Annotated in this window: 17 protein-coding genes and 1 pseudogene; 7 read left to right on the top strand and 11 right to left on the bottom strand. The window is 42.4% G+C overall.

The features are described from left to right. Window positions 1–67: 67 nt before the first annotated feature. Window positions 68–4,288: a discoidin domain-containing protein gene (locus AC0YN6_RS07120; protein WP_475745956.1), complete on the bottom strand. Its 4,221-nt coding sequence runs from the start codon at window positions 4,286–4,288 to the stop codon at window positions 68–70. Window positions 4,289–4,623: 335 nt separating this feature from the next. Between AC0YN6_RS07120 and AC0YN6_RS07115 the strand changes: the two genes are divergently transcribed. Continuing rightward, entirely contained in the window at window positions 4,624–4,920 is a 297-nt protein-coding gene (locus AC0YN6_RS07115; protein ID WP_475745955.1) for a hypothetical protein, read from the top strand. Window positions 4,921–4,968: 48 nt separating this feature from the next. Next, complete coding sequence (locus tag AC0YN6_RS07110) at window positions 4,969–5,238, top strand: hypothetical protein (RefSeq protein ID WP_475745954.1); 270 nt, start codon at window positions 4,969–4,971, stop codon at window positions 5,236–5,238. 321 nt (window positions 5,239–5,559) lie between these two features. Here AC0YN6_RS07110 and AC0YN6_RS07105 read toward each other — a convergent pair whose 3' ends face one another. From AC0YN6_RS07105 to AC0YN6_RS07090, 4 genes and pseudogenes are all read right to left on the bottom strand, one after another. Beyond that, a complete protein-coding gene (locus tag AC0YN6_RS07105) occupies window positions 5,560–8,181 on the bottom strand; it encodes a glycoside hydrolase family 3 protein (protein ID WP_475745953.1) in 2,622 nt (873 codons plus the stop codon). Window positions 8,182–8,778: 597 nt separating this feature from the next. Beyond that, window positions 8,779–9,486 (bottom strand): annotated as a pseudogene (locus tag AC0YN6_RS07100) (IS3 family transposase); the annotation flags it as partial. A gap of 109 nt (window positions 9,487–9,595) precedes the next feature. Continuing rightward, on the bottom strand, window positions 9,596–10,060 hold the full coding sequence (locus AC0YN6_RS07095; protein ID WP_475745952.1) for an NUDIX domain-containing protein: 465 nt from the start codon (window positions 10,058–10,060) through the stop codon (window positions 9,596–9,598). Window positions 10,061–10,277: 217 nt separating this feature from the next. Continuing rightward, window positions 10,278–10,790: a hypothetical protein gene (locus AC0YN6_RS07090; protein WP_475745951.1), complete on the bottom strand. Its 513-nt coding sequence runs from the start codon at window positions 10,788–10,790 to the stop codon at window positions 10,278–10,280. A gap of 326 nt (window positions 10,791–11,116) precedes the next feature. On the opposite strand from AC0YN6_RS07090, the gene AC0YN6_RS07085 reads away from it, so the two are divergent. Together AC0YN6_RS07085 and AC0YN6_RS07080 are read left to right on the top strand one after the other, a co-directional pair. Then, window positions 11,117–11,251, top strand: a complete 135-nt coding sequence (locus tag AC0YN6_RS07085) for a hypothetical protein (protein WP_475745950.1) — start codon at window positions 11,117–11,119, stop codon at window positions 11,249–11,251. A gap of 825 nt (window positions 11,252–12,076) precedes the next feature. Then, on the top strand, window positions 12,077–13,480 hold the full coding sequence (locus AC0YN6_RS07080; RefSeq protein ID WP_475745949.1) for a right-handed parallel beta-helix repeat-containing protein: 1,404 nt from the start codon (window positions 12,077–12,079) through the stop codon (window positions 13,478–13,480). A gap of 456 nt (window positions 13,481–13,936) precedes the next feature. Here AC0YN6_RS07080 and AC0YN6_RS07075 read toward each other — a convergent pair whose 3' ends face one another. Both AC0YN6_RS07075 and AC0YN6_RS07070 read right to left on the bottom strand, forming a co-directional pair. Beyond that, on the bottom strand, window positions 13,937–14,644 hold the full coding sequence (locus tag AC0YN6_RS07075) for a hypothetical protein (RefSeq protein WP_475745948.1): 708 nt from the start codon (window positions 14,642–14,644) through the stop codon (window positions 13,937–13,939). Window positions 14,645–14,931: 287 nt separating this feature from the next. Beyond that, entirely contained in the window at window positions 14,932–15,159 is a 228-nt protein-coding gene (locus AC0YN6_RS07070; RefSeq protein WP_102711598.1) for a hypothetical protein, read from the bottom strand. Between the two features lie 211 nt (window positions 15,160–15,370). Between AC0YN6_RS07070 and AC0YN6_RS07065 the strand changes: the two genes are divergently transcribed. Together AC0YN6_RS07065 and AC0YN6_RS07060 are read left to right on the top strand one after the other, a co-directional pair. Continuing rightward, a complete protein-coding gene (locus AC0YN6_RS07065; RefSeq protein ID WP_475745947.1) occupies window positions 15,371–16,009 on the top strand; it encodes a cell wall hydrolase in 639 nt (212 codons plus the stop codon). A 48-nt stretch (window positions 16,010–16,057) separates the two neighbouring features. Next, a complete protein-coding gene (locus AC0YN6_RS07060; protein ID WP_475745946.1) occupies window positions 16,058–16,246 on the top strand; it encodes a hypothetical protein in 189 nt (62 codons plus the stop codon). A gap of 84 nt (window positions 16,247–16,330) precedes the next feature. Here AC0YN6_RS07060 and AC0YN6_RS07055 read toward each other — a convergent pair whose 3' ends face one another. The 4 genes from AC0YN6_RS07055 to AC0YN6_RS07040 all read right to left on the bottom strand — a co-directional run bounded on the left by AC0YN6_RS07055 (window position 16,331) and on the right by AC0YN6_RS07040 (window position 19,473). Continuing rightward, window positions 16,331–16,510, bottom strand: coding sequence for a hypothetical protein (locus tag AC0YN6_RS07055; protein ID WP_475745945.1), 180 nt, complete (start codon window positions 16,508–16,510; stop codon window positions 16,331–16,333). 115 nt (window positions 16,511–16,625) lie between these two features. Then, on the bottom strand, window positions 16,626–17,255 hold the full coding sequence (locus AC0YN6_RS07050; protein ID WP_475745944.1) for a type 1 glutamine amidotransferase family protein: 630 nt from the start codon (window positions 17,253–17,255) through the stop codon (window positions 16,626–16,628). Between the two features lie 78 nt (window positions 17,256–17,333). Next, window positions 17,334–18,296: a helix-turn-helix transcriptional regulator gene (locus AC0YN6_RS07045; protein WP_475745943.1), complete on the bottom strand. Its 963-nt coding sequence runs from the start codon at window positions 18,294–18,296 to the stop codon at window positions 17,334–17,336. 52 nt (window positions 18,297–18,348) lie between these two features. Beyond that, the gene (locus tag AC0YN6_RS07040; RefSeq protein ID WP_475746289.1) at window positions 18,349–19,473 is read right to left on the bottom strand and encodes an NAD(P)/FAD-dependent oxidoreductase; all 1,125 of its coding nucleotides are present in this window, start codon (window positions 19,471–19,473) and stop codon (window positions 18,349–18,351) included. A gap of 138 nt (window positions 19,474–19,611) precedes the next feature. On the opposite strand from AC0YN6_RS07040, the gene AC0YN6_RS07035 reads away from it, so the two are divergent. After that, the gene (locus AC0YN6_RS07035) at window positions 19,612–21,231 is read left to right on the top strand and encodes a plastocyanin/azurin family copper-binding protein (protein ID WP_475745942.1); all 1,620 of its coding nucleotides are present in this window, start codon (window positions 19,612–19,614) and stop codon (window positions 21,229–21,231) included. Window positions 21,232–21,238 lie beyond the last annotated feature (7 nt).

The raw sequence follows: 21,238 nt of genomic DNA, 5'->3' as shown, positions 1-21,238 counted from the left end.
TTTCTCCTTCCTCGTATCTCGCATAATGGTATTTACCGTATATGAACTTCCTTCGAAATAGACTTTATTAACCTCCTATGATCTTCTTGGCAACCATCGATAAATCGGAAATATCTACTTTGCCATCGCGGTTCGCATCGGCTTTCTTCGCTTCCTGCCAATCGTTGCTGGATTGATTTTTGCCGTAATGGAATGCGACAATCGACAGATCGCCAACGCTGACCTTCCCGTCTTTGTTCACATCCTCGATCATACCGGTTGCGGTAATGTCGATACTCACGTATATATTTGGAAGAAGTGTCTCTTCTCCAATTCCGTTGCCTAAAATCGCCTGACTTAGCGCAATTATCCCGGATGTATCCTTATTCGTATCCTTAGCCCGCAACGTTAGTTCCAACATGAGAGCATCCCCGTCAACAGCCTGGTCAGAACCTTGGCTTGCAAGAATGAATCGGAGCTTGCCCTGCGGTTCTTTCACCGTCCTAAGGATCTCCGTTCCCGTCCGCAACGACTTTGCCGATACGAATTCGAACACATTAGGATCGAAATCGAAAGCAAGATCCTGGGCATAAATCCCCTTGACTCTTTCCAATCCCAAATTCAACTTGAAGGTCTCGCCCGCCTGAACCGATTGCGCACCGGAGAATACGACAGCCGGATCTAAAGAAGGAACAACGTTCACTGACGCGTAAAGTTTGCGCACTTCCTCGTTTGATAGCGGCTTGCTGTATAACCGGATTTCATCAAGCGATCCTTCGAACACATTCACCAATTTCGATCCGTCCTCATTCGATCTGGATCCAATCCGGAATTGATAAGAGTTGTACGGTTGATCGATAAATCCAGAGATTACTTTCTCTGCTGCCTGCTCGCCATTTATAAACATCTTGTATTTGTTCCCATCGCGTGTAACGGCAACATGCGACCATTCATTCAACGGTATGGAGCCTGCCGGCGTACCAAACTCCCACAGACCGAAATCTTGGGCAAGCTCGTTTGTCATTTCGAAGTACATTTTGCCTTTCGAAATCCACCAATCCCATTGATATGGCGATTTGTTCTCCTGTCCCTGCGATAAAATCATCTTGTAATCATCGTATGATCGCGGTTTGATCCAGGCAGATAAGGTGAAGTTGGTACGATTTACAATCGGATCAATAATGATCGAGTGATCCTTGCCATTAAAGTCGAGCGCTTTACCAGCTTTACCTTCAACCCAGACCGGAGCGGAACCATGAATGACGCTAGCGTGGCCCGTTACTTTATCGACCACGGTATTGCCCTGATTCTCGTTGAAATGAAAAAATTGTTCAAGGCTCGAATTGCTCGTGAATGTGATTTTCGTATCCGTTGTAATCGTGTTCGGCGCAGCCGCACGATCTTTTATCCCGGAAATCGTGAGGATGTAACTTTTCAATTCCTCAAGCGGTCCTGCCAGCGTCAATTCAACCGTCTTGTCGTCCACTAACACGGCAGAACGCACGGAGATCGAAGTATTCAATACGAAATTTCCTGTATTCTGAGCGGATTGCGGATCAACAGGCTCGCTGAATGTAACGGAAATTTTATCACTTTGCAGAGATACCACTTTGTCAACTGTAGGAGGAATCGTATCCACTGCTGTATTCACAGTTATTGCACCGCTCTTCTCTCCTTCTATGCCTTGACCGTTAACAGCCGATAACTGGTAGGTATACTCATTCGATTCGGTTAATCCATTATCGATGTAATTCGTGCCTGATGTTTCCCCGACCTTTATCCCGTTACGGTAGATATAATATTGTTTAATACCTGTTTCCGGATCGGCAGCGGCGTTCCAGGATAAGGTAACGGAAGTATCGTCCTTCACTTCGGCTTTCAATTCGGATGGAATCGTTGGCGGTGTTGGATCTATGTCTTTGATACCCGTTCTAGTGACATACAATTTCGATATTTTCGGCGTCAGAACAGATTCGCTGATTTGCAGGCGAACTTTCTTGACAGTAACGGGATTGATTTTGATGATATGCTTGTGGCCGATCGCTTCGCCATCCGCCAGCTTTATCCATGTGCCGTCTTCCGTTTGTCCTTCATACGAATATTTTCGTACTCTCTCGCCAAATGTGATATCTTCCATAGCAATGATATGGTCGATCTCCTTGGTACCATTCAGGTCGAGCTCGATCGACTTGCCTTCACCTTTGGTGATAGCAAGCGGATAACCGACCCGGTCCGATATGGTTGTCCCTAACTCCTTCGCCCGTTGAACATAATTATCGGGGATCATACCATCGGTTTGCGGTGATACATTCAGCAGCAAATTCGTACCTTCCCCTACGGAATTGTAAAAGGCATTCACCAATGTATTTAGCGGCTTCGGCGTGCCTCCGAACCATTGCCCCTCGTAAGTTCCGCCTTCATGCAGACTGGTGTCCGTCTCGTTCGGCAGCCAATAAACCCCGTTCGGATCGCTATAGTTGCTTGTCACATCGCCCTCTTTGTTCATGAAACGGTCCAGACCAGCTTGAGAGACAGTATTCCACGGCTTGAACGGTTTACTTCCCCCCTCGTTGCCTACCCAGCGAACCAGATTGTATGTGCCTTGGAACTGTATAGCATTCGGCTGATTGCGGTCGATTGTCTCTTTCACGCGCTCTACAAGACGAGGGTCCAAATTGCCATCGAACCAGATTTCGAATATATCGCCATATTTCGTCGTTAATTCCTGCAGCTGGCGCACATAATAATCAACGTATTTTTCCATTTTGATCGGATCGCTGATCGTTCCTCCCAATCCGGCACCAAAAGCTTTGTCTTGCGGGGAGATATAGAATCCAAGCTTAAGCCCGCGCTCTTTCGCGGATTTTGTGAGATCCGCCATGACGTCGCCTTTTCCGTCTTCATAAGGTGTCTGATGGATACCGAGAACATTGTCCTGGGAATTCCACCATGCAAACCCGTCCATATGTTTGATGACGACAACCATATATTTCGCGCCTAAACTTACGGCAACGTCTGCCCATTGATCCGTATTCAATTTTGACAATGTCATTTGCGACGGTGGAAGTGCGGAACCATTTGGATGACGGTTAATATGCATGAACATCCCGATCTCTTGGTTTGCCCAGTCGACTTGAACGGACGAAGGAATTTCAAGTCCTCCATAATGAATCATGGCCTGTATCGGATCGAGATCCTTCGCCCCGCCAAATGCACTTTTCTTCACGGAAATTTGGATGGTTGTATCGTCTAGAACCGGAACGGCGGCGCTGCCCTTGACGATGATGTCGATCGTCTCACTGGAGCTTTTCTTCAAATCGTAACTTAATCCATTCGGCAGTCCGGTTACGGTAACATCACTTAAGTCCAATTCGTCCTTCACGGTCTGCCCTGGTATGCGAACGGTCCATTTATTTTTAACGGATCGAATTTGTGCGTTATTCTTCTCGAATTGCACGCTGCCTGCGAGTTGAAATTCATTGTATTTGTAAGTGGATGGTGGAGGCTCGTATGCACGGTAATTGGGATTAAACGGATTGATGATTTCCTTAGCGATCTTAACGGTCGCCGTTGTCTGCTTGCTGCCGTCCGCCGTTGCCGCAGTCACAGTTGCCGTACCTTCCTTCAAGCCCTCCAGTATAACTTTGCTGCCGCTTGCGTTCGCGATTTTCACAACGGACTCATCACTAGTTGTCCACTTGATTTGGTTGTTGGTCGTATTAAACGGCTGCAGTAACGCTTCCAATTGACCAATCTCGCCTTCCTTGATCGTGAGTCTCGTCTGGTTCATTTGAATGCCTGATACTTCATTCGTCGGTTGATGGACCTCGAAATCATATAAAGAGTATCCATAATTCGTAGCACGGCTTGTTCCTTGCATTTTGACATATTTGGCACGAACCGGTTCAAACGTGATGTAATCAAATCCGCCGTCTCCCGCGTTCGTTGTGAACACGTCATTCCACGTACTTCCGTCCGTTGAGACTTGAATTTTGTACCCATTGCCGTATGCTGCTTCCCAATTCAGCTTCACGCCGTTAATCTCGTAGATTTGACCCAAATCCACCGAAATCCATTCCCCGTCTGTGTAAAGGCTCGACCAGCGCGTCGCCGAATCGCCGTCTACCGCTTTCTGTGCGGTGAAGTTGCTTGTTTCGTTCGATGAGACCGTGACGGACTTCTTCAGCGCCAAATCGTCGTCCGATGCCGCATGGACATTCGGATATACTGGCATTAGATAACCCACCGTCGTCGCGATCAGAATGGTAGCAAGCCATCGTTGTGGTCTGCTGGAATTCATAGGCTTCATGGTTAACCTCCAATTTTATAATCTCACTGCAGTTATAAGTGTACGGGATAACGAATGAAATAATAATTGAAAATTATCTTTTAAATATGTGTTTTTCTACTATTGTTCAAAACCTTATAAAACAACATTTGCGTCGCGATTAGATTACAAAATATTGAACCGTAGCATCGGTACCGTCGCGTGAACATGTTCATATGCAATTCCGTGATTTAATCACTAAACCATAAACGAAATCTACACCAGTACTATAAAAAATTGGTACTTTTTGGATGGGGTATTCAATCCATAATGATGGAGGGTTGCAACCACACGAAATCAATTATATGGAGGGTTTTATGATGAAAACATGGAAAGGTTTATTGTTAACATTTATGCTTGCCGCTGTTACCCTGCTCGCTGCTGTTCCTGCTTCTTCGGTTTCTGCGCGGATGTCGGAAGATCCGATCGGAGGCGGCGGTTATGATGGAGGAAGCACTGGTGGGAGCACTTCACCTTCATCCTCTATCCAAACAATTCCTTCTTTAACCACAGAGGCTTCCTGGCAAAGCTCCAATGGCGGGCGATACATGTACACACGGGCTACACTACAGCGCTCGGGAGCACTTGCCGGCCAGCTTGATGTCGTTACTTGAACGAAAAACAACGTCAAATTAACCGGATTTACCGGCGGCGTCTTCCTTTTGCTGCGAACAGCGGACGGAGCCGTCATCGGTGCAACCGATCAACAAAAATTCGGCGTTGACGGACAATGGATCGGCCGTTATGATCGGTCGGATTACTGGTCCAGATCCTTCAATCCGGAAGTCGCGGCAGCTACAGCCTACATCGAAATCATTCAACAGCATTCTGCGAAAGAGCTGGATGATCAGCTGGCCTACTGGCAAAGTACGGTATGCGTCAACTTAGACCGTTTAGGCTTGCCTGAACCCCCTTATGGTTGTCCCCAATAAAACCCTCGTAAAATAAGTATTAGACTGACCCTAACAATAGAAACAGCGGTAGCCTGGGACGTGAAAATAATGTCCTAGACTGCCGCTGTTTATTGAACAATCATATCCCGTTAGCATAACGAACAAGTATGCCATCCTAGTTAAGCCCACCATCTGAATAAGAAAACAATACCTAGCGAACCCACCTGGCGAAAATCGGGAGGGAAATGGAACGTTATAAAAGGGAGCTAGTTCATTGCTAACGCATGAATAGCATACGCAGCAAATGAACTACCTCCCTAATTCCGGATCAAACCGGCACTAGTAACTCTTCCAAATTTATTACCGAACGAAAAACTCTCCTGTTAGCGGAACGTCGCCCGAATTAGGTCCAACCATTACCTCAAATTTACCCGGTTCCACAACCCAATCATGGCTTCTAGTAAGTGTACGGAGTTGTCTGTATCCCAGTGTCAGCGTGATGCGCTTTGTTTCGCCTATTTCAAGGTGAATTCGCTTAAACCCTGCAAGCTCCTTGACTGGTCTGACCGTGCTGCTGAATTCATCCCTAATATAAAGCTGAGCAACTTCCTCACCTGCGACATTTCCCGTATTAGTTACGTTAAACGATACATCCACTGTTCCATCCGGAGCAATTTCCTTTGTTGAAATGTCAAGATCCGAATACGCAAATGTTGTGTAACTCAGCCCGAACCCAAATGGGTACAGTGGGAGCCAGTCCATTTCAACATATTTATGTCCATAGAATGGTGTGCGGTTATAGTATACAGGCAGCTGACCAACCGATCTTGGGAAAGACATCGGAATACGACCAGCAGGATTGACATCTCCGAAAATAACCTCTGCAATAGCATTTCCGCCCTGTTCTCCAACAAACCATGCCTCTATAATCGCATGTAAATGCTCTGCCTCCCATGTGATCGACATCGGACGTCCGTTTTGGAGGACAAGAACAACAGGCGTTCCTGTTTCATAAATTCTCTTGACGAGTTCAAGTTGTCTGCCCGGAAGATTAAGGTCCGCTCTGTCCAGGTTCTCTCCACTAGTCTGATCGTTGTCACCCACCGCAACAATTGCAACATCCGCCTCTTGTGCTGCTTTAACCGCTGCGTCCATATAATCGTTGCCAAGGCTGTAACCGAGGATTACTCTTACCCCACGTGAATCATTGAGATACTCAACCTTAACATCGTACTCTTCGCCTTCGACAAATTTAAACGCAACCATCTGATTGGAGTCAAGGTCGCCCCAACCGTCAACAAGCAGCGTGCCGTCGATCCACAAACGCATGCTGTCCATGCTGCTGAGTCCAATGTAACCATCCACTGTATCGCACGGTTTAATTTTGCCTGTCCAACGAACAGTGAAGTTATCTGCGTTGACGCCGTCAGCAGGTTTTGTGTAAATCCAGTTGAAGTTTATCTGTTTGTCATTTCGTACACAAACAGGATCTCCCTCAAAAGAAAGAGAATTGTAGTACTCACCTACAAGTCCGTCGTTGCCATCATTGTCCTTGAGCCATTTGCCCGGTATTGTCATTAGGTCGGACTCCAGAATTTCGCAGCCCTTGGCATAGATAACTTCGGTCTTATCCGAAACGATGTTTTGGATGCCTTTCAAAAGCGTGACCGCATGCTCAGGCACAACTGGACTGCTGTAATCTCCGTAACGGGGAACATCCGCGCTTGGTCCGATCACTGCAATCTTGCCAATGTCTCTTTTGAGAGGAAGTGTATTTTTGCTGTTTTTCAACAGGCAGATCGACTTTCTTGCAACTTCGAGAGCCGTCTGCACGTGCTCCTCACTGTGAACAACTTTCGAAGAAAGTTCGATATCTGTATAAGGATTTTCAAAGATTCCAACTGTAAATTTAACTGTAAGGACACGCCCTACGGCTGTGTCTACAACCTTCTCGTCCACCTCACCTGATTTTACAAGGTCAATAATGCTGTCCTGGTATATATCATGCGGAAAGTCGTAAAGCTGCATGTCAACGCCGGCTTCAAGTCCCATTTTGATAGCTTCCCGATTGTTTTCAGCAACAAAGTGCATCGTATGCAACATGGAGACAGCCGTCATATCCGCACGTACGAAGCCCTTCATGCCCCACTTGTCGCGAAGTACACCAGTAAGCAGCGAATGGTCGCTAGCCACAGGAGTGCCGTCAATGGAGTTGTAGGAACACATTGTATTCATTGCACCCGCTTGGAATGCAGCCTCAAATACAGGCAGACAGTAGAAGGCATTGTCATGATGCCCCATCATGGCCGGAGCACAATTGTGTCCTCCTCTAGGAGCACCGTATCCTGTAAAATGTTTGGGTTCCGACACCACGGCATCGGGTCTTGTAAGGTCATCCGTTTGAAGTCCTTTTACTATGTTTTCCGCGAACAGAGACCCTAGATAAGGATCCTCTCCGTATCCTTCTTCCACTCGTCCCCATCGGATTTCCCTAGCCAGATCGAGAACAGGTGCCCAAACCTCATGTATACCAAAGCTGCGCGCTTCGGAAGCGATGACTCTCGCTTGTTTATATCCGAGTTCTGGCTCAAATGTTGATGCGAGTGCAACCTGCTGAGGGAGCACTGTACAGCCCTTCCACCCAAAACCGTGAAGTCCCTCTTCACTAAAGAGTACCGGAATCCCCCATCTTGAATTTTGGATGATATACTCCTGAATTTTATTAGCAGTCTCTGCTTTGGAATTTCGGTTTTGGATGCATCCGATTCCAATTCCTGCAGATACCTTTTCCATTTTTTCATAGTTAAGCAAATCTGCATTTAAGCCTTCTACTGAATCGGAAATTTCATTTCCAGAATAAATATCAAGCTGTCTTACCTTTTCTTCAAGAGACATTCTAGATAAAAGGTCCGCAACTCTTTCTTCAATAGACAAGCTCTTATTCATATAAGGGTAATCTTTTAAGTCTTTTCTTGTACTCATTGTTTTCTCCTTTAGCTGTCTGAATGCTTGACTCTTTCTAGTGATAGCGTATTCTTATTATGATAAACTCCCAACCAATATTAGTATTTGACCAAACAAGACTTAATTTTGCACTATGTGGACACGATGATGGATAATCGGAGATATTTCAGCAACATTTTCATTCGGTGCTTAGAGGTTCTTCCCTCGGCCCTTAATATGCCAATCGCCCTGAATGTTAGTGTAGGCTCCTTAATTTCCGCTGTCAACGCTAATAAACTGAAGTTGCTTCGAATCATGGTTAAATTAATTTCAAAGGCGTACAAATCAGTAAGATTTGTTCCATTCAATTTGACTTGAAAGGTTTGGTACACCGTTAGATTTGCATTTGTAATTGATAATGAATAGCAAGGGCTTTATCTGCGAAAGCTGCCTTTGGGGTCAAGCCAGAAACGTATAGGAACAACGCCAAGTTACACAAAAGTAGTTTACGGACATTTAATTGATTTATCCTTTCGATCAAAAAAGATAAGAGGAAGGCATTGCACCTTCCCCATTCCTAATGCTTTTTCACTTCATTCCGTCCGCGCGGACTAACCTCCGGGATTCGCCCCCTCGTTGGAATCCCATTTCCTTTATCAAACGCTGAAACTTCTTATGATTCATACGCTGTCCGCGATTCATTAACTCATCTCGAATACGACGATAACCATTGCGTCCCTGATGCTCCATATAAATCTCTTGAATGACGCCTTTCAACCCGGCATCTCCATCTGGCATATCGAACGTTTTTATCCCGTAATAATACGTGCTGCGAGGGATTTCTGCTAACTATAGGAGAGCTTTCACCGGGAATTCATTCCTTAGTTCATAGACTACTTGTAGCTTGTCTTGTTTTGTGATTTTTCCTTGTTTTGAACTAAGGCATTCAACTTTTTAAATACGCATTCTCCATACGCAAACGTTCAACCTCTGCTTGTAATGCCTCTAAAGAACCTTCTACTGGGCGTCTACTCCATGTAATTCTAAGCCTCTTTTCCGGCTTAAAATGGTACTATGACTCACGATTTTAAATACCGCAGCCATTTCTCTAACCGACGTCCCACGTTCGTTCAAATGATTAAGTACGTCTAGTTTATCTTGTACGGAATATGATGTATAGCCATTTTTATAAGCTTCCTCACCATGATACTCATATTGTCTAACCTAGTTTAAAAAGACAGAGTGATGAAGACCTATTGATTTCGCAATGGTCTTCAGGCGGTCTGATCCCTCTTGATAACGTATAACAGCTTGTATTTTTTCAGCTGTACTGAACCTGGTCATAGAAAAACTGCACCTCCAATTGTTAGGTGTCTAACAATTGGGGTGCAGTTCAGTCAAAGGCGGTTAATTAAACTATCGTTACCCGTTAGTTGAATGTCGATCTACTCATTTATTCTAAACACTCAGGATCACCAATTTCCTCATTTCCTAAATACACATCTGTTTTTTCACCCTTAAATAATCTTTGAATTTGCTTACGTAATTTTGATGGATACAATGGTTCTTTTATAAGATTTTGAATATCTAGCCATTCATATCCTACTTGGTTTTTGTCCCCATGCAAGATAGATCCGTCAAGTAAGCCTACGTATTCGCATAAAAAAACCAAATCTACACGATGGAAATCTTCACCCTGCACACCCTCAATCACAAATACTAATGATTTTGGATCTATTTCTATTCCGGTTTCTTCCGCTACTTCTCGCTTAACAGCATCTGTGAGTTTTTCCCCAGAATTCTGTCCACCACCAGGCATAATATAGAAAACATCACCATTGTCATTCAGCTTAGTTGCGAGCATTTTCCCATCTTTAATAATTAATGCTTTTGCAGAATTTCTGATTTTCCTCCCCATATACATCCCCCATTTTAGAAGTTGAAATTAATTGAATTATTGAAGGAAGCTGCCCCCCGTTTTAAAATGAGTAGACTTCTGTAGCCTGCTTAACATTAAGTTGTATTCAACTAACGTTACCCGTTAGCGTGATGATGTTCGGTTTGCACCGACACCCGAACGCCCCGATGCGTGAAGATGGTGTTATATAATGGGGCGATTCTCGAAATACCTATAATCACGGTTCTAAATTATATTCATCAAGGTCTTTAGCATCTTTGTAATAAGCCTTAAAGTAGTTCACAGCTGATTGATCCTTGCAAATTATTAGTGTTAACGTTGAGTCCCAACATACAATTTCAATATCTGCTTTAGGGTGTTGAACAGTGTTTCCTGGCTTCCAAAAAGCCTTATTACCATCAGCAAACGGTACAACAGATAAATTATTAATATCGACCTGTTCTGATTTATTGAATCCTGAAAGGACTCCCCAAATAAATTGAATCTTATGATCTTTAATCAACTTGGTTAATTGATCACCTGAAATCCAGTATCTATTATCTCGATCCCAATAAGACTCAAATACTTGATGTTGATCAAAATATTCAAGAAAATTATCAGGAATGAAGTTTAAATCTAATTCAGTAATCAGCCAATTATAATCAAATTGTTTGTTCTGAATCGCTTCAAAAATAGGTCCAAGAAAAGTGTAATATTCTACTTCACTTGAGTTCACTAATATTGCATTCACGTTCTTCGCCCCTTTCAAATGGCGTCATATTCCGAACTTTGCAAACACCTTAAATGGTTTACATATTCGTGAATACGATTGAACTATCCTGCCAGTTAGCTTAACGCCCAGCAGTACATCTCTACAAAATATCTTATTTTGTACAGATATTATCAGCTCATGCCAAAACGCTCTAAATACACAGAAAGGCTCTATTTTACCACTTTCTCTTTGTAGTCAAAGAGGTTTTACCCTACTAACCTGATAAAATTGATTTATAAACGAATGACGGAAGGAAAACGGAAGCAGAACGTTGCTAGAATTACGTTGTGGACATTAGGAGAATTTTGAATACAAAAAAAGCTGACTTTAAACGGTCAGCTCAGTCGCTTAGCATTGTAATCTTTAATAACGGTACGGGCATAGTCCATGAGTATCTGCAGTTCTCGGGTAATCCTTATCAAGTCGTTGTCATTGACTAAATCGCTCACATTTGGTTCGACTACTATAGGGCGATCGCCCTCTATAATTTTATTCTCAAGAACCATTTTCCACTCTCCTATTACGTACAATAAAAATAGCCATATCCCAAATGAATACACCCGTAGGAGATGGCTTTAAAAAGGTTAAAACTATGTCTTACAGAATATACCACAGGGACTAAAGTCCTGTAAATATATAATATTAGGATCGATTTATATCTGTGTAATAGCGGTGACTTCACCTAGCTTGTGGACGGGTTTCTCGACCACGGTCAACGTGTGAACACTCAATGAAATCATCACGGTCGATGGACTCGGGGAGTGTTAAGAACTGCCGAATCTTTGTCCATTCCAGACCGTCGAAACCGACTTCGCAAAGGACATCTGTACAAAAACCTATATTTTGTGAAGATGTAAAAAGGAGCTGCCGCAGCAGCTCCTTCATCGTTTGTATAGAGTCTTTCATTGAACTAACGTCCCTCCGTAGAGTGACATAGTTCTTGAAACTCAGGTTCAGACCTTATTCCTCCATATACATAAACCCCTAATTAATACTGCTGGGCGCCCCGATCTCTTGAATCCTGCTTTGTACGCTCGATACAACCATCGCAAATCGTTCGACTATTATCAAAATTAGCATCTGACAAGTCCCCGTAACCGCATTTCCTTACGTTGGCATGTCCATCCCCCATGTTCCTCAATATTCATTTTATTTCCCTAATTTCATAAATATTAGTTCCAAATCTAGGAGAATATCAACTATCAATCCACGCAACAACTAGAGAAATAACATAGTATACGTCAAATAAGAAGGAGGTGCTTTACATGAATTACTCATCTAGTAAAAAACGTTGTGTTAAAAAACCAGTTAAAGCTTGCTGCCCAACAATCGTCAATAAGCGAATCAATGCTCACGGCAGCCGCGGTCCTGTAGGACCGAAAGGAGCGCAAGGACCGCGAGGCATACGAGGACTGAGAGGACTGAGAGGACTGAGAGGACTAAGAGGGGCAACTGGATTTAACGGACTCCAGGGACCTCAAGGGTCGGCTGGGCCTCAAGGTGCCATAGGACCTCAGGGTGAACAGGGGTCACCAGGACAATCGGGAACTGGTTCAACCTTTTTTGCTATTCAGGCGACGGATACCGTAAATCTGCTAACAACCCCCGTCATTACAATGGACCTTCCTCCGTTGACGACATCCGATGGCCAGCAAATAAAATTGGACTCAACTTTCAGGTTATTTTTCCAAACAATCGCCGTTGCTACCTATACACTAAACGTAAATTACCAACTAGTCAGACTTGGCACAAGTCCGGCTACTATCACAACTGCCCCCATTAACCGAACTCGAACATTTGCTTCAGACGTAACATCATCAGACACGTTTTCACCAAACATTACATGGATTGATACTCCCCCACCCGGTACACACACGTACAGGATCATAATTACTGCGATTACTTCAACTAATATTTCAACTTTGCAAGTAACGAATAGGGCCTTAAACGCAATAGCCCAAATTACCGTAGACCCTTTTAACATTTATGTCATGGCAGGAGCAATCGATGGAGATGGGAGTCAAGAACATCCTTTTGGGACCATTCAAGATGGACTTGTAGCCATTGCCCCGACGGGAACTATTCATATTTTAGATGGAACATACCCCGTTACGTCGACAATTACCGTAAATAAACAAGGAATAACTCTACTTGGTACTCCAGGAAGTTTGATTGAATTACAAGCAAATGTTATCGCTTTCCTCGTAACAGGCGATAGCATAACCTTGGAAGGTTTAACAATGACAAGTGATATTTCTTATCCTCAGGAATTTATTCAGACCGCCGGGACTAACCACCAAATATTAAATAATACCATTTTCGGACCTGAACAACTCCCTCCATCAAGTGGTTGGGTGACAAACCGAGCAATTGTTACACAATCCAATACGACCAACCTATTAATACAAGGTAATACCTTTTACTCTCTTCGACAACCCACATATTTAAACCCAAATTCAACTGGTAATATCTTTAACAATGTTGTATATAATACTCGCGGTTATGTAGTTGATGGAGCGGTATTTGTTTTTTTAGGTAACTCATGGGGAGTTCCTGCGAACGCGGTAGATATCGCTCTACTATCTGGAACACAAATGGGTGCCCCTTATGATCCACTAGCACAATTATCAGCTAATAATAGCAATGCTACAATAAGCGATCAAAGATAGTATCCATGTAAATTATGATTATCGCAAAAATCATTTCTCTAATTAAGAATTAGCTGTCAGCTAGTCAGGACATTACTTTTATTTAACAAAAAGAGGTCTGTACATTACGCGGGCCTCTGTTTATTTTTTATACAATCGATGCAATTCCTCCGGAATCCCACAACGAAATAAAAACCTCGATAACGTTTCTTCTCTCTCAATTTGATCTAAGATCCAAAGTAGAACGGATGCCTCCACTTCTAATGAATTCGACCTAAAAAATAAAATGACTTGTATGGCCGTTTATATGCTTCTGAAAAGGTTTTGTGTGTATACACGTTCATAAAAATGGGTGCTTTATTCAAATGTCCGTTATTGAACTATCGTTTCCCGTTAGCTTAATCCGAAATCTCTCGGGCAGACCGAGGGCCGAATGGCCCAAAGCGTGAATACGGTGTTATCTGACGTATTCGACTTCTATGAAATCCTTACAACTAGATCTTCCCCAATAGAATAAAAAACCTCATCATTCATCATGTATAGGCATTTCCATTCTTTATATATAGGAATATCAAACATCATTACTATTGGTTTCATCAAAAAATTAATCTCAAGTATTTCAAAGTTTTCTGAATTTATTGCCTTCACTGCTTGGTTAAAAATTAGCTCGCACTGTTTCTCAGACAAAACTTCATTGTACATTCCAATTCTATTCTCATAGATATAATCGAGTGTATATGTAGGAGCTCCTTCTGAGCTATAAATCTTGGAGCCTTCCAGTCTCCATAACTCATATAAATCAATAAGTGTAGGTTTAGCCCCAAAACAATCATCAGTATTTCTATTCATTTGTTTCATTAGAGTAATAAATTCAATATATTTAGCTCTAGACCAAAATATTGTTCCTTGATTTAACCCCAAATTGTATTGGAATTCCCGATTACTTGAAGCATACTTTGAACTCAAAGGCTCTTTCCATATAATATATTTATTAAAATCAATAACTTCTATAAACCCAAAGTCTGAACACCCAGGATAATAACAACGACTACAAACGTCAATTTGTATTAAACTTTCAAACTCAGCTTCTAAGTTATAGAAGTAATCTGCAATTATATTTCCATTTACTCTAAGGAAATATGTTCCTTCCTCATGATGAACTAATTCAAATTCTTCTACCACCATAAAAGTTCACCTCCAAATTCGAACCTCGAGTATGTCAGATAACGTCTTTTTCGTGAACTTCGTAAATTCGCCATACCAAAGGTATTCACGAATTTATTCCGTTATCCTGCCAGTTAGCTCAACGAGGCTGCTGTTACTGCCCAGAAAAACCCAGGCTACAATAATTGAATGAATCGAAAAAGAGTAGCTTGCCGCGGCAGCTACTCTTTTGTTGTTCAATTAACGTTGCCCTATAGCGGATTTAGCCAAAACTAAAAGAAAAGCGTGCTAAACAATCTATTCCTTGACTAAGCAAATTTATCTGGAAGTGCTTTAATGATTTCTTCGTACTGTAGTGCAACTGCTACCTCTAATATATGTATAGGGTTTTGATGAGCGTAAGCTACAAGCAATTCTTTAGTAAATTCATCATCATTTAATTTTAGACTTCTTTTTACTAATTCCATCATAGCTCTTTGATTACGAAAATTAAGCTGTTCAATTTTTTCCATTGCTAATTCAATATCACCCTGCATTGTACACACCTACTATTCATGATCTGCGATTTTATATTATTTTTTGTAGTTAATCCTCGTTAATATAATAATAATTCGTAGCATTTCCATTCTTTCAGGGGGGACGTATATGAGAAAATATTAACAAGATTATCCTGTTCATGCTGTGCTAGAATAAACGCTCTAAGCCATTCAATTACCTATTATTCACACACGGAGGGATTTAATCATCATGTACAGACTTCTGGCTCTATTCGCTCTACTCATACTAGTTACAGCAACCACAACCAATCACAAAGTAGAAGCTTCAACTGTCTTGAAGTACGGTAGCGAGGGACAGGACATTTCGGATCTGCAGTTCCGGCTTCAGACGATCGGTTATTACAATTTGCCCATAGATAAAAATTTTGGTAAGGCCACCCGCAGTGCGGTTCAACGCTTTCAAAAAAATAACGGGCTCCAAAGTGATGGTGTTGTAGGTCCAAAAACATGGGCAAAGCTCAAAAAATTGTCGGTCAACAAAAAGGAGCTTTCCATGCTTGCACGTGTCATCTATGCCGAGGCCAGAGGGGAAGAATATAAAGGTCAAGTGGCGGTCGGTGCGGTCGTAATGAATCGCCTTCAGTCTTCAAAGTTTCCGAATACAGTAAAAGGAGTCATTTGGGAGCCCAATGCTTTCTCAACCGTAAAAGACGGACAGTACTGGCTTATTCCGAATCAAACAGCATTCAAGGCGGCTAAAGCTGCTGTAAAAGGGATGGACCCGACCGGCAATGCGTTGTTCTATTATAATCCGGTTATCTCCAAATCCGCTTGGTTCAAGACGCGTACAGCGACCAAGAAAATCGGCAATCATCAATTTACGCTATAGGTATAGCCAAGAGAGAAGGACATTTATCTAGAACAGGAGATCAAATGAATGAACATTGACACTAATGATCGGCATCAGGCTAGAGTCGAGCTGGTAATTGATATTATCAAAGGAATTTTTGACAAAGAGACTATTCCGGAAGCTTTCAAAGAGAAATTAAACACAATGAGTTATGATGATTTAGGAATTTTTGTTATGGATTTTGTAAAAAAACGATCTGTTGATGAACTTCTTTAATTGGTTACTACAACAAAAAAACGAGCCTCTAGAATCGCTTCTAAGGCTCGTTTTGCATGTAAGGGTCATATGTGACTGATTCCCTTATTTTTGACCCGTTTTATTGTTATAGTTCTTAATAAATAAGGAAAGAGCAATGAAAACCAATCCCAATATTCCTAAGTATTTATAGTATGAAGGAGTTTCATTATTAATAAATCCACTTACTCCAAAAATCACCGCAAAAGGAATGCCTACTACAAGGAAAAATCTCCATAGTTTCACTTACAGCCCCCCTATTCTAGGATTAATACAATTAAATAGAATACCCTCCTAGAAGTAATAGCTTCTCATACAGAAACTAAATATTAATGATCTCAAAAGAGGGGTATATTATCAACTATTTGATAGTATTCATTAACTCGAAGAAGTATTTTGGTTCTTGAGTCCGATAAAGATTGAACCATGCATGTAATGTATCTGGTGCAAATACATCTAGCACTTCCAATACATGCATCGCGAACTCCAACGGAGCTATTCCTGATGCAGTAACTAAATTTCCATCTGTTACTGCTGGTTCCGTTTCATAATATGTTTCCCCAGTATAATTAGGACAAATCATCTTCATATATTCTAAATCGTTACTTGTATGCCTTCTTGAGTCCAGCAATCCCATCTTTGCAAGTCCCATTGTTGCACCGCAAATCGCCGCAATAACAGTACCTTCTTTTAAAAATTCAGAAACCTTTTCCAATATAGGTTCGTGAACCGATTCCATCCAAGTATCCCCACCTGGAAGTACTAAAACATCAGTACTTTCCAAAATACACTCATCAATAGAAATACTAGGAAGTATTTTCAATCCTCCCATTGTAGTAATAGGATTTTTATTAACGCCAACCGCAATCACCTCTAAAGGCGCTAACCCTTTTTTAAAATACCTTCCCGAGTTTAGTTCAGCAATTAAATAACCTACCTCCCAGTCTGACATCGTATCAAATATATAAAGATACACTTTTTTTGTATGCATAATACACACTCCTTTTGTAATTAATCGTTATACCCTATTATAAAAAAACTTTACTGACAGCTTCAGTCAGTAAAGTTTTTATACTTGATAATAATTAACTAACTCAGATAGAACTTCTATAATCTTTTGCTTCAAACTTGTTGGTTCAATGACTTGAATCGCTGTGCCATAAGGTAAAATCAGATACGGCACATACGTAAGAATTGCTTCTTCTTCTAGTAGAAAAATCACTTTATTTGAAGTCCGTTCTTTGAGATGATGTCCTAAAAACCAATGCTGGCATAAGTTATCCAACGCGCTTGTCTTACCACTAATAACTAAAGGGATTAGTGTTTGCTTATCTTTTACTTCTGGTAGTAAGTTTTTCATGAAAAATTCACTCGCCGAAAATAACTTTGGACGATCGAAGGTAATTTCGGTTTGAATAATACTGATAACTCGCCCCACTCTAAAACTGCGGATTTCATTCCTTAGATGACAAAATGCAATGACATACCAGTTATTATTCCAATAAACAATTCCATATGGATCAACAATTCTACGCGTGGGCTGCTCTTCATGACTTGTATGGTATTCAATTTCTACAGATGATTCGTTTACTATACCTTCCTCCAATTTCTTCAATGTCGGCTCCATAGATGATTTTCCAATTGGACTTATTACTTCAAGCCCATCCAAATGTAGCTTGATCATTCTTTCCTGCTCTTGGTTTGAATACCTTTTCAGCTTTGATGTTGCTCTGTTTAATGCCTCCCCTGAAAAATAGCCAGCTTCTTTCGCCAAAACAGCAGCATGAAGTAATGCAGTTTGCTCATCAACATCAAAAAAAAGTGGACTTTCAATAAAATTATTTAACAGGGTATACCCCCCATTATGACCTGTGTCAGATATAATCGGCACACCACTGGCAGAAAGTGCATCAATATAACGGTAAACAGTTCTTATATTCATCTCTAGCTTTTCAGATATTTGTTTTGCAGTAATTTTCTTGCCTGAATTCAACATCCATAGAATCGTCATCATATTATCAATTTTAGCCATAAAATTTCACCTCTATATAAACCTAAGGTTGCTCTAGTGATAACCCAACAGGTCAGCTAATGGCTTTGCTAATATCATAATCGGTAAGATCGATATCTAATTCCATTCCTAGTGCTAACTTAGCCAGCTGCACTCCGATATAAGGACCCATCGTCAATCCGGAGGCTCCGAGACCGTTAACCGTAAGTAGCCCTTCCCAATCTGGAATGGCCCCTATAACCGGAAGAAAATCGGCTGTAAAAGGGCGAAAGCCCACCCTTACTTCTTGAAACGTGCTATCTGCCAGATCAGGTGCGAATGTAAGGCATTTGCTTAAAATTTCGTGCATTCCACCGGGCGTGATCCTCGTATCGTAGCCTTCAATATTATTTTCATGCGTCGCCCCTATCACGATTTTCTGCTGTTCAAAGGCGAGCAGATATTGATCGGAAGGCGGCATAACGACTGGCCAGCTGCCAGTATTTTTTTTGGCGTCTGACACCTGCAAGTGCATGATTTGCGCTTTCTGATAACTTACCTCAAAATCAATGCCTAAAGGTTGCAGCAACGGCCCTGCCCACGCCCCTGCACAAACGATAACCTTATCGGCCTGGAAGCGATTTGGCCCAACTGTTACGCCCGTTACACGGTTAGATTGAAACTCGAGCTTAGCATCCCCAGATATAAGTTCAGCCCCGTTCCGCTGTGCAGACCGAAGCAAAGCATCACGCAGAGCCCGGCCATCGACACGGGCGGCCCCGCTAATATGAATGGAAGAATATCCTTCCTCTAGCAGTGGGAAGAGCTCACGGGTTCTATGTTCATCAAGCCGGGTAATCTCACCGATTTCTGGCGCGTCTTCTATACGCTTGTAAGCACGCTCTTCCATTTTGCCGATCTTCTCCGGATCCATATGTATGCTTAAAGCCCCAACTCTGGCATAGCCAGTTTCCGTTTCGCCTTCGCTTTCAAGCTCTTCAATTAGCACAGGATAATAACGCGCTCCGGCTTTCGCAAGTCGATACCAAGCCTTATTGCGCCGCTGTGACAACCATGGGCAAATAATGCCAGCAGCTGCATCCGTAGCCTGTCCTTCATCTTTCCGATCAATGATGAGGACATCTGCTCCCTGCTTAGCCAATTGGTAGGCGGTTGATGCTCCAGCAATCCCCGCTCCAATGACAATTATCTTCATAATGATGTCACCCTTTCTGTAATCTCTCTTCTCATTATAACGAGTAACCTATCTGTAAAAAAATAATTTATTTTTTATCAAACCTATTCTTTCTCCCCAGCGTTATCTCTACATGTATAGACCATAAAGGAGGAATTATTAATGCTTACACGATTTAAGAAACTGTTTATGATTACTGCAATGTGCACGACAATCATTGCCACTCCGCTTGGCTCAGCGTCTGCAGAGTCTGCAGCGTCTACAACATCGTCGCCCGCGATCAATTCCGATGCAGATACGGCATTTGAGCTTGGGCTTCTTATTGGAGATGGCAACGGTGTGGATACTGCCTATTTGGGTAAAGAGTCTACACGCTTGCAAGCTGCTATTATCTCACTCCGCCTTAATGGAAAACTGAAGGAAGCTCAGGCTTTTACAGGAACATCTAATTTTTCCGACGCTGCACAGGTAAGCAAAGCCAATCAATCCGTTCTAGCATACTTAAAGAGCAAACCCGAGCTAGGCTGGCAGGGAGCGGGTAAAAATCGTTTTGAACCAAGCGCAGTGATCAGCTCTCAGCAATTTTACAAGGTGATTTTGGAGAACCTCGGTTATAAATCCGGATCAGACTTTACATACCAACAATCAGAAACATTTGCAGCTTCGCACGGCTTGAAAGAGATTGCCGGCAAGTCTTCGCTTCAGAATGCACATCTTGCAACATCTCTAATCGAGGCACTGTCTGCCAATACGAATGACGGCAAGCTGTTCTTTGATACGCTGCAAGCGAGCGGAGTTATTGCTCCCGGTTCAACATTGCCGCAAGGCGAGCGAATTGGACTTGGGCAAAATGACAAGCTCGGGACGTATTTTACAGATAAAAGCGGGCGGGCGCTCTATTTCTTCTCGAAAGACGCGGAGAACGTTAATTCCTGTCAAGGAGATTGCTTGAAAAACTGGCCGATCTATTACGATGCCAATCTTCAAATCCCGGCGTGGCTGAATAAAGCTGACTTCGCCACTATCACTCGCACTGACGGCACGAAGCAGTTGACTTACAAAAATTGGCCGCTCTATTATTTTGCAAAAGATAGTAAGCCCGGCGATGTTAACGGTGAGGGCGTAGGAGGAGTATGGTTTTCGGCGAAATCGGATTATGCGATTATGCTTGGCACCTCGAAGGAAGCAGGCAACTATTTGACTGACGATTATGGCAGAGCACTTTATTATTTTGACAAGGATACATCAGGAAAAAGCGCTTGCGAAGGTAATTGTCTCGTCAATTGGCCTGCATATTCATCCTCAAGCGTTAGCGTCCCGTCTACGATCAAAGGAAGCGATATCGGAACGATTACCCGCTCGGATGGAAGCAAGCAAGCTTCATTCAAAGGGTTCCCGCTCTACTATTTTATTAAAGACAAGGCACATGGAGAATTGAATGGGCAGGGCGTCAATGATGTTTGGTATATTGTAGATCCAGCCAAATTTAATGGAACGACGGCATCAACAAAGCCAGCCGAACCAACTTTTAAGACTTACAACATCGACATTAAAGAGTACTCCTTTGGTAGTGGACCTCTTACTGTGGAAGCAGGCTCCAAAGTTATCTTCACTAACTTCGACGAGATGAAGCATAATGCGGTTGCTTTGGATGGGTCCTTCAACACTCCTTTGCTCGCTAAAGGTGAAAGCTACACGGTAACTTTTGATAAACCAGGTACTTATAATTTTTTCTGCGAGCCGCATAAGTCTTTCATGACTGGTCAAATCATCGTAAAGTGAGCGTGAC

This window comes from Paenibacillus sp. J22P15, from assembly GCF_056269345.1.
The sequence above is the reverse complement of the archived record's forward strand: the minus strand, read 5'-3'. Positions and strand labels throughout refer to the sequence as shown.

What these genes read in the sequence shown, in the direction of transcription:
- AC0YN6_RS07120 (WP_475745956.1), bottom strand. Translation starts at nt 4,288, where the DNA reads ATGAAGCCTATGAATTCCAGCAGACCACAACGATGGCTTGCTACCATT.
- AC0YN6_RS07115 (WP_475745955.1), top strand. Translation starts at nt 4,624, where the DNA reads ATGATGAAAACATGGAAAGGTTTATTGTTAACATTTATGCTTGCCGCT.
- AC0YN6_RS07105 (WP_475745953.1), bottom strand. Translation starts at nt 8,181, where the DNA reads ATGAGTACAAGAAAAGACTTAAAAGATTACCCTTATATGAATAAGAGC.
- AC0YN6_RS07095 (WP_475745952.1), bottom strand. Translation starts at nt 10,060, where the DNA reads ATGGGGAGGAAAATCAGAAATTCTGCAAAAGCATTAATTATTAAAGAT.
- AC0YN6_RS07080 (WP_475745949.1), top strand. Translation starts at nt 12,077, where the DNA reads ATGAATTACTCATCTAGTAAAAAACGTTGTGTTAAAAAACCAGTTAAA.
- AC0YN6_RS07075 (WP_475745948.1), bottom strand. Translation starts at nt 14,644, where the DNA reads ATGGTGGTAGAAGAATTTGAATTAGTTCATCATGAGGAAGGAACATAT.
- AC0YN6_RS07070 (WP_102711598.1), bottom strand. Translation starts at nt 15,159, where the DNA reads ATGCAGGGTGATATTGAATTAGCAATGGAAAAAATTGAACAGCTTAAT.
- AC0YN6_RS07065 (WP_475745947.1), top strand. Translation starts at nt 15,371, where the DNA reads ATGTACAGACTTCTGGCTCTATTCGCTCTACTCATACTAGTTACAGCA.
- AC0YN6_RS07060 (WP_475745946.1), top strand. Translation starts at nt 16,058, where the DNA reads ATGAACATTGACACTAATGATCGGCATCAGGCTAGAGTCGAGCTGGTA.
- AC0YN6_RS07050 (WP_475745944.1), bottom strand. Translation starts at nt 17,255, where the DNA reads ATGCATACAAAAAAAGTGTATCTTTATATATTTGATACGATGTCAGAC.
- AC0YN6_RS07045 (WP_475745943.1), bottom strand. Translation starts at nt 18,296, where the DNA reads ATGGCTAAAATTGATAATATGATGACGATTCTATGGATGTTGAATTCA.
- AC0YN6_RS07035 (WP_475745942.1), top strand. Translation starts at nt 19,612, where the DNA reads ATGCTTACACGATTTAAGAAACTGTTTATGATTACTGCAATGTGCACG.